The 10412-nt window shown below is 52.1% G+C and carries 9 protein-coding genes; 2 read left to right on the top strand and 7 right to left on the bottom strand.

The genetic code is table 11. The features are described 5' to 3' along the window. Together OXG87_09890 and OXG87_09895 are read left to right on the top strand one after the other, a co-directional pair. The coding region (locus tag OXG87_09890) for a TonB-dependent receptor (GenBank protein MCY3869858.1) at positions 1-1533 on the top strand (1533 nt) is incomplete at its 5' end. 10 nt (positions 1534-1543) lie between these two features. Further along, entirely contained in the window at positions 1544-2848 is a 1305-nt protein-coding gene (locus OXG87_09895; GenBank protein ID MCY3869859.1) for a RagB/SusD family nutrient uptake outer membrane protein, read from the top strand. An 81-nt stretch (positions 2849-2929) separates the two neighbouring features. Here OXG87_09895 and OXG87_09900 read toward each other — a convergent pair whose 3' ends face one another. The 7 genes from OXG87_09900 to OXG87_09930 form a co-directional block, all read right to left on the bottom strand. Then, positions 2930-6100, bottom strand: coding sequence for an efflux RND transporter permease subunit (locus OXG87_09900; protein ID MCY3869860.1), 3171 nt, complete (start codon positions 6098-6100; stop codon positions 2930-2932). Positions 6101-6255: 155 nt separating this feature from the next. Further along, positions 6256-6633: an aspartyl protease family protein gene (locus OXG87_09905; GenBank protein ID MCY3869861.1), complete on the bottom strand. Its 378-nt coding sequence runs from the start codon at positions 6631-6633 to the stop codon at positions 6256-6258. Between the two features lie 21 nt (positions 6634-6654). Beyond that, entirely contained in the window at positions 6655-6918 is a 264-nt protein-coding gene (locus OXG87_09910; GenBank protein MCY3869862.1) for a hypothetical protein, read from the bottom strand. Between the two features lie 157 nt (positions 6919-7075). Continuing rightward, on the bottom strand, positions 7076-7864 hold the full coding sequence (locus OXG87_09915) for an SDR family oxidoreductase (protein ID MCY3869863.1): 789 nt from the start codon (positions 7862-7864) through the stop codon (positions 7076-7078). A gap of 12 nt (positions 7865-7876) precedes the next feature. Next, the gene (locus OXG87_09920; GenBank protein ID MCY3869864.1) at positions 7877-8653 is read right to left on the bottom strand and encodes a hypothetical protein; all 777 of its coding nucleotides are present in this window, start codon (positions 8651-8653) and stop codon (positions 7877-7879) included. A 10-nt stretch (positions 8654-8663) separates the two neighbouring features. Further along, positions 8664-9425, bottom strand: coding sequence for a phytanoyl-CoA dioxygenase family protein (locus OXG87_09925; GenBank protein ID MCY3869865.1), 762 nt, complete (start codon positions 9423-9425; stop codon positions 8664-8666). Positions 9426-9445: 20 nt separating this feature from the next. After that, positions 9446-10306 carry a phytanoyl-CoA dioxygenase family protein gene (locus tag OXG87_09930; protein MCY3869866.1) on the bottom strand — a complete coding sequence of 287 codons (861 nt, stop codon included), beginning with the start codon at positions 10304-10306 and terminating at the stop codon, positions 9446-9448. Positions 10307-10412: the final 106 nt, after the last annotated feature.

Here is a 10412-nt window from a genome sequence, read left to right on the forward strand (position 1 = left end):
ATCGCATTTATCCCCACCGGCACCTCTGCGCCGGGCCTGGCAAACGGCTTTTCTCGAAGAGCCGTATTCGATTTTCTGCAACTCAACAATGACATCAACCTCAGATACCAGCGGGACATATTTCCCAATGTGCAATCAACCACGCGAATCGGCGGAACCCTGCAATACGAAAAAGGGGAAAACTTCAGCGCAGAAGGCAGAAATCTGAGTCCCGTTGCAGAAGTCGTATCGAGCGGTGCAAACGTCGTCGCAGGCGAAACCAGGAGCAAAAGGGTCATTTATGGCGGATTTGTCCAGCAAACCTTTGGAATCGTCAACCGTCTTTTTGTCACGGCTGCTGCCCGCATCGACGCCTCCTCGGTCTATGACGCGGATAATCGCTGGCAATTTTATCCAAAAGCGAGTGCCTCCTATCTCATTTCAGATACGGGCTTCTGGCAAAATAGCGCACTTCAAAACATCTTTCCAGACTTCAAATTGCGAGCCTCCATAGGCACTTCAGGGGGCCAAACAGCCATTGGGCCGTATGACCGCCTGACCAATTACAATGCATCCTCTTATGACGGCAACCCCGGCCTGGTGCCCAGCACACAACTCGGCGGAACGATCAAACCCGAAAGACAGCGGGAAATTGAAATAGGGACGGATTTTAGTCTCCTGTCCAATCGCCTGGGCATAGAACTGACCTATTACGATCAGCGCATCGACGACTTGTTGCTATTCCGCACATTATCCCCCTCCACAGGTCACTCGCGTGCCCTGCAAAATGTCGGCACCATGGACAATACCGGGTTGGAATTCCTCGTGCGCGCGATTCCGCTTGCACGCCCCAATCTCCGCTGGGAATCGACCTTCACGTATTCGACCAACAAAAACAAAGTCGATGGCATTGAGGGCGGGCGATTGATCATCCCAAATTCGTTTTCCCAGGTCTCGGCCATCAACGGCGAACCCCTCGGAGTTTTCTTCAGCACGGCTTTTGAACGCGATGCCCAGGGCAATATCGCAAACGACGAAAACAATCTCCCGATACAAGCGGCTGATCGCAAAATTATTGGCGATCCCAACCCGGACTTTACCGCTTCATGGATCAATCAGATCGCCCTGGGGCAAAACTGGTCATTTCGCATGCAATGGGACGCCATCATAGGTGGCGATGTATTCAATTTTACCAGACGCCTGGCCGCATTGAGCGCATTCGGCGTTTTAACAGACTACGAACGCGAATTAAACGGCGAACTCCCCTCTGGTTATAATTCGCGGGTTTTCCGAATTTTTGAACAATGGATCGAAGATGGATCCTTTGTGAAATTGCGCGAACTATCCGCATCTTATCGCTGGCAGCCCCAATTTTTGGGATTGAGCAGCATTCAATTGAGCCTCATTGGCCGCAATTTGCTTTCCATAGACGACTACAGCGGTTACGATCCGGAAACCAACATCGCCGGACAGCGCACCGCAGTGCGCGGATTTGACTTCGTAGAAGTGCCCATCCCGCGCAGTATTGCATTTCGCATAAGTTTGAACTACTAAGGAAAAAAATATGAAATCGAGTCGCCTGTACATTCTTCCGGCATTGCTGCTCTTTTTCTCACAAGGTTGTGATTTAAACATAACAAATCCAAACCAGGCAGTGGAAGAGCGCGTTTTAACCACCAGTGACGGCATTATCGCACTCGCCATTGGCATGCAACGAGATTACGCGAGTCAGAATGTCGATTCATACATTCGTCATCCGGCAATTACAAGCCGCGAATTTGCGGCAAACACGACCTTTGCCAACCTCATACAATTAGAGGATGGTCTCAACGCATTGTCTGGCGCAAACAGCGGTGTCAGCGCGATCTGGTTCGAATCATACCGCGTCATCGGAATAGCCAATGATTTGATCGACAGCGCGCCCAATGTGCAACTATCAGAAGGTACGCGCAGCGGTATTATTGCACTCTCTCAACTTTACAAAGCGATGTGTCTGGGATTTATCGCACAGACTTTTGAACAGGCACCAACAGATGTACAGGCCGATGGACAGGCCACTTTCCAGCCGCGGTCTGAGGTATTTGCCGAAGCGATTCGGTTGCTGGACAACGCGCTCCAAACCATCTCGGCTACGCCACCATCTGCTCAATTCAACTCAGATATCCTGGGACAGGGATTCGATCTCTTAAATACGATTCACGCTTACCGGGCGCGTTATAACCTGTTCGCGGGAAATTATCCAGCCGCACTTGAAGCCGCCAATACCATCGATCCCTCGGCAACATCTGTCCATACTTATGACGCTGACAATCAGAACCCCATTTACAACCAGGTTTTTGTTGCGGATGATTATGCGCCAAGAGATAATTTCGGAACGCTGGTCACAGACAGCAACGATGCGAGACTTGCATTTTATCTCATGCCAAATGATCGCCTGAGCAATCCCAACGCATTGCCTATTGAAACGCTATCCGGCTTTTGGAACACCGCCACATCGTCCATCCCGGCATATTTGCCCGGCGAAATGGCTCTGACGAGGGCAGAGGCAAACGCAATGATGGGAAATATCACAGGTGCAATCGCCGAAATAGACGCCATCCGCACAAAAACACCCGATCGTGATCCCTTTGGCATTGGGGCATCACTGCCACCCTACAGCGGTCCACAAACCGTCGAGGCCGTGACAGAAGAGATCTTTCGTCAGCGCAGAGCGGAATTATTCCTGAACGGTACTGGATTGGAAGACAGCCGACGTCTCGGTCAACCCGGTCCCTCATCCGACCCCTTTGAGCGAAATCGAAATTTCTATCCCTATGCCGACCAGGAGCGATTAAACAACCCCAATACGCCTTCCGATCCCGCAAATTAGCTCCCCATCAAAAACAAAAACAGAGAGCCGCGCAAATAGCACAGCCCTCTGTTTGGGAGAGAAGTGGTTCTATGACCCGTTTTAATCCGCCGCCTGCGCCGGGTCATCCCCCCATCGCTCTGACCTCTGTAAACTCACCGCGGCAACCCGCTTCAATAATCCGCGCAAATCATCCAGCAAAACGTAAAACAGCGGAATCACAAACAGCGTCAACGCCGTTGACACAATCAGCCCACCCATCATCGTAATCCCCAGCGGCGCATAGGGCATCCCCATCATCGTACTGCTGCCAATCGCCATGGGAAACAACCCGAACACCGTCGTGCAGGTCGTCATCAAAATGGGACGAAAGCGGTTGTGACCCGCCGCCATAATTGCCTCTGCGCGATCCATACCCGCCTGGCGCAACCGATTGATCATATCGACCAGCACAATCGCGTTGTTGACCACCACCCCAATCAGCACAATTGCCCCCACATTCGACATAAAATCCATCGTCGTACCCGTCAACCACAATCCCCAATACACCCCCAAAAACGAAAAGGGAATCGAAAAAATCACGGCAAAAGGCAAAATAACCGACTCAAACAACACGCCCATCAGCAAAAACACAAACACAACCGCCATAATCACGGCAAATGTCATCGCCTGACTTTCCCGGCTATATTGCGAATGCCGCTCGCCCTTGTTCCACTCATACCCCCTCGGCAGCGTGAACCCCTCCATCACCCGATCGACCTCCTGATACAACCCTTCCACATCATCCTTGGTCGTATAAACGCGCACGCGCAACCGGTTGCGACCATTATGTCTGAAAATATGTCCTGGACCTTTGGCCACTTCAAAAGTTGCAAAACTCGACAAAGGCAGCTTTTCACCCGAATCGGTCACAAACATAAAATTCTTCAACTGCACCAGCGACTGCCGGTCGGATTCATCCAAAATCAGTTGCACATTCACCTCGTGATCATCCGTCTGAAACCGCGGCAATGTCGCACCGCGCAGTTGATATGCCAGCGTGCGGCTGATCCGCTCTGCCGGAATACCGTGCTTTTTGGCCTGTGCGCGGTTCACGCGAATGCGAATCTCATCTTTCCCAAACTCCAGATCGCTTTGCAAACTCGTCACCGATGGAATCTGCTGCAACCGCCGCTCCACTTCCCCCAGCATATCTTCTAATTTTTCAAAATCAGGACCGTACAAATACACGCCCACATAGGGATCTCGCCCGCCCGAATTTCTGGATTCCACAGCAACCCGAAACCCCACATAGCGCGGTACCTCCTTATTCAACTCGTCAATAATCTCTTGTCGCGTCATCCACCGCTCAATGGGAAAGCCAGTCAAATTGCCTGCCCAGCGATACACAGCATACCACCACTCTTGATGGGGATCTTCCTCGAGATTCATTCGCAAATTGATATACCCGCGCCGAAAATACGTCATAACATTTTTGATCTTGTACCTGTCCCGACGCTCATTCACATACACTTCCAGATCGGTCGCAATTTTATCCATCTCTTCCAGGGAAAAATTTTTGGGGCCATACATGCGAATGGTCACGCGATTCGAAGAAAAACGCATCTGATCGGTCTTCTTCACGTTTTGGTATGGAAAATAAATGGTGGCAAACAAAACCAGCACCACGAGAAACGCATCTCGCCGATGGTGAATAACCCAGTTCAAACCGCGCCGATAAATGCGGCGGACAAAAGCAATGGATTTCGGATCTGACCGCACAACCGCATCGCCAAACCGCTGGGCAGCCAGGGGAATAAACAACAGCGCCACAAACAAAGACGCCACCAGCGCAAACACCACGGGCATCCCAATTTTCGACAGCAAAAACTTCATATCAAAGCTATCATTCATCAGCATCATCGGCAAAAACACCACCACAGTGGTCAACGTCGCCATCGTAATCGCCAGCCCCACCTCGCTGGCTCCGTGAATAGATGCGCCGCGCGGCTCTTCCCCCTCTGCCCGCAAGCGATAAATATTCTCCACAATCACAATCGCATTATCCACCACCATACCCACCCCCACCATCAGCCCCATCATTGTCAACAAATTGAGCGACCACCCCATAAAATAGAGCACAGTAACCGTCATCATCACACACAGCGGAATGGACAGCGTAATCAGCGCCGTCATACGCAAAGCGCGCAGGAAAAATAACAACACCAGCGCCGCAAATAACCCACCCCAAAGCCCCGTGACCTTCAAATTGACCATCGAATCTTCTATCAGCTTGCCCTCGCTGTAAAACAGGCGAAACACCGCAGGCGTATTGGCCTCTATCTCCTCCATTTTGACCACAATGCGCTTGCACAAATCGACAATATTCTCGCCCGACTCCTTATACACATCCAGACCCAGATTGCGCTGCCCATCCACGCGCCACACCCGGTCTCGAGGCGGCGCAGCATAAACCACATCTGCCACATCCTTCAGGCGCACCTGCGCGCTGCTATAACGGCCCTGAACAACAATATCCTCAATCTCCTTCAGGCTTTGATAATGCGCCAGAGATCGCACGTAAAACCGCTTACCGCCCTCCCGCACCTGACCGCCAGACAGGGAAAAATTGTCCTGCTGCAACGACGCCACAAGCTCGTGAGTTTCAATACCGTGCGTCCGCAACCGCTCTTGATCCACCAGAATCAAAACCTCCTTGTTCTCAAACCCCCACACACTGGTCTTCGCCACCCCATCAATCCGCTCAATCGGATCGAGAACATGGGTTTGAACCCATTGCTCCTTATTGACAATATCCTCCGGAATGGACAGACCCGTCCAGATCACCTCGGAATCGGTTTCCTGATTCCACGAATACACCTTGATCTGATCGCGCACTTCCTCGGGCAAATCGAGCCTGGCGTGCTCGAGCCGGTCTGCCACGCGAACATACGCCTCGCGCATATCCGTGCCCCGGTGAAATTTCAACTCAACCCCTGCCCACGGATCGCCAGCAAAAGCGCAAATATCGCTGAGTTCTCTCACCGTACGCATATGCCGTTCCATCGGCAGCGCAATGGTGTTAAATCGCTCTTGAACCGACGCATTTTCTGTGGCCACATCCACCCAAAACCGATTCCAGTCATTGCCCGACGCCCATGCCTGAATGGGAATACGCCAATAAGCCACCAGCCCAATCACCATCAACCCCACCAAACACATCGTTACCGTCACTGGCCGCGTCACTGAAATCCTGGGCAAAAGCGATGTTCTCTTCTCGTTCTTCTCAACCATCTATATCCTCCGAATGGTCTCCCATCTCTCCTCTCTCACCTATATAGACACACCCCAGAACCATCCGGTTTTCTTTTGGGCAAAAAAAAATCCGCATATGCGGATTGTAGAATTCATAAATAATTTTTAATGTCCTGTACCTCAGCTCACAAACCTCACTGCGAACTATCGAGCCTCGCTAAAAGCATCGGCAAAGACCGAAGTTCTCGCTTCAGAGGATCCAGAACATAACCCAGAGCTTCAAGAGTAACAACGCCCAGAAGATTGCTATCACCGGGTTCACCAAAAATAACAGGTGCTGCACCCCGGTGTTCTTTGTAGCGAAACAGCGCATCGCCCAATTCGCGTTCAACTTGATCGCCATTTGCCAGCGTAAAAGTTCGACGAGAATGCGGCTGAATACCCAATGCCTCAAGAACAGATCGCTGGACCACAGAATAGACCGCACCTGAGTCAATGAGAAAATGCTCGGTCTGAAAGTCCTCTGACCGAGCGGGATTGGCGATATCAATGTCGAGAAATATGAGTCCCATGCTTTCAAGAAATGCCAAGTATTATTTGATCAGCAGCCCGGCGACAGCACAGACCGCAATGACAGCAGCAATGATGAAAGATAATTGCCATTTTTGAGTGTTGCCCAGGTCTCGTCGAAGATCTGCAAATCCCGCGTCCATCCTGTCAAACAAGCGATTGATCGAGTCGGTTAATTCTCGTTTGGTATTATCAGACTCGGTTTGCATCCTGTCAACTCGCTTGTCGAATTGGTCAAATTGTCCCTTGATCTCAGCTTGTTCTTTTTCAACTGCTTCAATCGCCATTTTTATCCTCTTGATCGAGTTTAAACTTAAGCACTTCTAAGGCGAGACCTCTTCGACTATCTGATCGCCTCTTCGAAAAAACTACCCGATAAAGGTTACATTGTCCAGCGATATTTTGCTTATTGCACTCGCTTGCCATCCGCCACTTCCTACTTCTCTACGGCGTTCCTCTTCGCCCACCACCATCCATATAAATCGAACTGCCAAACACATAAGAACACGCCTCAGACGCCAAAAAAGCAACGACATTGGCGATTTCCTCAGGCTCGGCCATGCGCCCGGCGGGCAACTCCTCGCCCAGATCTTTGAGCACCGCCTCGACATCTCGTCCCTCGCGGTCTGCCCGCGCCTTCTGCTGCGAACGCGCGCGAGGCGTATTGGTCAACCCCGGGCAAACCGCATTCACCAGAACACCATCGCCAGACACCGCATCGGACAGCGCGCGCGTCATATTCAAAATAATCGCATTTGCCGCCCCCGTCGGAATATTGCCCCGCGTAGGACTCGTACCTGCGCCACCCGCGACATTGACAATGCGCCCCCATCCACTTTCCCGCATCAGCGGAATCACCAACTGCGCCATTCGCAAATAGCTATAGCTCTTCAACGCCAACGCCTCGCTAATCTGCGCCACATCCAAATCCAAAATATCGGCATTGCGCGCAGCCCCCACATTATTGACCAGCACATCCACACCACCAAACACGCCTATAGCCTCATTCACCACCACCTCGCAATTTTCCTCCCGCGTCAAATCAACCGCAACCGCATGCCCCTCTCCACCCGCTGCATCGATCTCGGCAACCACCGTATCCAACGTCTCCCGTGTACGCGCAGCAATACACACACGCGCCCCTTCCCGAGCCAATGCTAGCCCGCAGCAACGCCCAATTCCCTGACTGCCACCCGTAACAACCGCCCTTTTTCCTCTCAATCCCAAATCCATCTCACACCCCGTTCACTCAATTTCCGCTCTAATCCCATCCCACTCCCGCCAGATATCCGTAAACACATCCTTGCCATTCTGCCCGATATCGACATGCCTCGCCCTGAAAATCACGGCATACCGGATATCTGGACACGCATTGATCGCCGCCGTATGAATAATCTGATGATGCGCCAGAATGAGATCGCCAGGCTCGCCGGTCAACTGCACCGGACCTTCGGGCACCGTCACATCGGGCATATAATTCAACAAAATCTCATGCCCTTTTTCCCGAAACACATCCTCCATCACATGATGTGACTTTGGCCAAACCGTAAAATTGCCGCAATACGGCGCGGACACATCGTCCAGATACACCACAGCAAAAGCCGTAAAATCCCGACTATACCCGCTCTCTTCAGCCGTCCCCCTCAAAAAATCGCGCGCCTTTGCAATCCCATCCAGATGCCCACCCGTTCGCAATGGTGGACCCGCAGTCGCGAGTTGGGGATCCCGTTGCGGCGTCCCAACCGGCGCGGGAAAATTCAGCTTCACAGCACCGTGGCTCTGGCGTTGCAAATTCCCATTGCCCAAAGCCGATTCGAGCAATGAAAACACCGGCGTCTCGTTAAACATATCCGTAATCACCGGCATCGCGCGAATATCTCCAAAAGAGCGCCTGTCGCCCTTCCCAATCTCCGCATTAACCGCCTGTCGCGCCGCCTCCACCATCACCCGCGGCACAGCACCCTCAATTTTCAAAAACCCTTCTCTGTAAAACTCCAACTTCTGCGATTTAGTCAATTTCATCACACACTCCTCACGGTGACCACAGACCCCAATCTTCCGTCTTCTTCCAGCGGGTCTGACATCCCTGGCAAGAGCAAAAATACCGCATCATCCAGCGCGGACGCCCACCCACATTTGCCGTGCCATTGTGACCGAACAAATACGTAAAAAATAACACATCCCCGCGTTTTGGCGTCAACTCAATCGGATCGCCCAAATCCAACCTGGGAATATCCCGATTCAGGTCAAACAGGTATTTGTACTTTTCTCGATCCGACTCTGCAAGCGCGAGAATCTTGCGATGCGATCCCGGAAAAACCGCCGTCCCACCCCCCTTGTGTTTCACATCGCTCAAAAACACCAGACTCGCAATGCGATAAGGACCGGGAAACGTCTCGTGCATGTGTTCTCTGGGAATGCCATCAACGTGCGCCCTGGGCAAAGACCACGCCCCATTGACGGGAACTTTATTCTGCGTGTGAACCGCTTCAGGTGGATGCACGTCATCTTCGCCGATCAACTCAGCCGTCGCCTTCAAATAGTGCGGCGTTGCACAGGCCATCAAATCCCGGTCGCGAAGACCGTTGAACACCGACAATCCCCGCTCAGCCTGAAAACCAGCAACACCTTCGGGTTTTCGATGCCAGGTCTCTGGCTCACCCGGCGCCATACCCATAATCCGCCACATTGCAGCTTCTGCCCGTTCTGCCACATCTTCGGGAATCAAACCCGACGTCAGAAGATATCCATCTCTTTCGTATTGCGCGCGTTGCGATTCCGTTAAAACACCCATGGATTTTCTCCTTTAATCCTTCAATTCCACGACGTCAAACCCAACAGATTCTCCCCCAATTCCGTCAACTTCGCTGGCTTCTGCGTCTTGTGTTCCCAATCCCTCGGATCACCCGGCCAGCGGGGCGTGGGCCTGCACGCTCGCCATGCCTGAATGCGCTCTTCCCGCTCTGCCTCTCCCCGACCCTCTGCCGGCGACATTGTAATATACTGCGCCAAACGGGGCCTATCCGAACGGTTATGCCCATTGCCGTGTGCCAGCAACCGATGCCAGATCAAAAGATCGCCCGCCCTGCCCGGAATCGACTTCACCTCCAGATCATCCAGATTGGGTCGTCGGGGATCGCGATCCTCTGGCTGCGTCTTGACCCACTCCTCAAAAATATTATTAAATCCCGGCACACACTGAAACCCACCCTGATCCTCTGAAGTATCCGTCAAATACAACACCCCCTGCACCCCAAAAGGCACTTTGGGCACAGACGTATCCGTATCCCAGTGAATCATACCCTCATTTTGCCAATCGGGTTTATCCGCCCGCGAAGGCGGCTTCATATTCGCGCGATCCAGGGACACCCACAACTTCTCCGTACCCCAAATTTCGGAAAACGCCTGATGCAAGCGTGGATACTGTCGGTTATCCCACAACGCCTGATGCTGATAAATCTCCACCATCCCCGACGCCGCAATCATCGAACACGGATTCCCGCGCGTATAGGGTTTGTACTTGTACCAATCCTCCGGATTATCGCGATCCATATCCAAAAATGTCCAGATCGTATCCACCATCGCATCCAAATTTTCCTGCGGCACCGCATTGTGTACCACCACATACCCATTCTTCCGCCAAAAATCCCAATCCTTCTCGCTCAAAACTGGCATCTTTGTTCTCCTTTCTTCATCGTTCACCCTTCTCACTTCACACTTCTCACCTCACAAGCCCGTGATGCCCAAGTTTTTAAACTTGGGAGGTAAGGGCTTAGAATTT

The sequence above is a fragment of the Gemmatimonadota bacterium genome, assembly GCA_026706845.1.
Classification (GTDB): Bacteria; Latescibacterota; UBA2968; order UBA2968; family UBA2968; genus VXRD01.

Excerpts from the sequence above, each read along its gene's own strand:
- OXG87_09895 (MCY3869859.1), top strand. The coding sequence starts at position 1,544 with ATGAAATCGAGTCGCCTGTACATTCTTCCGGCATTGCTGCTCTTTTTC.
- OXG87_09900 (MCY3869860.1), bottom strand. The coding sequence starts at position 6,100 with ATGGTTGAGAAGAACGAGAAGAGAACATCGCTTTTGCCCAGGATTTCA.
- OXG87_09905 (MCY3869861.1), bottom strand. The coding sequence starts at position 6,633 with ATGGGACTCATATTTCTCGACATTGATATCGCCAATCCCGCTCGGTCA.
- OXG87_09910 (MCY3869862.1), bottom strand. The coding sequence starts at position 6,918 with ATGGCGATTGAAGCAGTTGAAAAAGAACAAGCTGAGATCAAGGGACAA.
- OXG87_09915 (MCY3869863.1), bottom strand. The coding sequence starts at position 7,864 with ATGGATTTGGGATTGAGAGGAAAAAGGGCGGTTGTTACGGGTGGCAGT.
- OXG87_09920 (MCY3869864.1), bottom strand. The coding sequence starts at position 8,653 with ATGAAATTGACTAAATCGCAGAAGTTGGAGTTTTACAGAGAAGGGTTT.
- OXG87_09925 (MCY3869865.1), bottom strand. The coding sequence starts at position 9,425 with ATGGGTGTTTTAACGGAATCGCAACGCGCGCAATACGAAAGAGATGGA.
- OXG87_09930 (MCY3869866.1), bottom strand. The coding sequence starts at position 10,306 with ATGCCAGTTTTGAGCGAGAAGGATTGGGATTTTTGGCGGAAGAATGGG.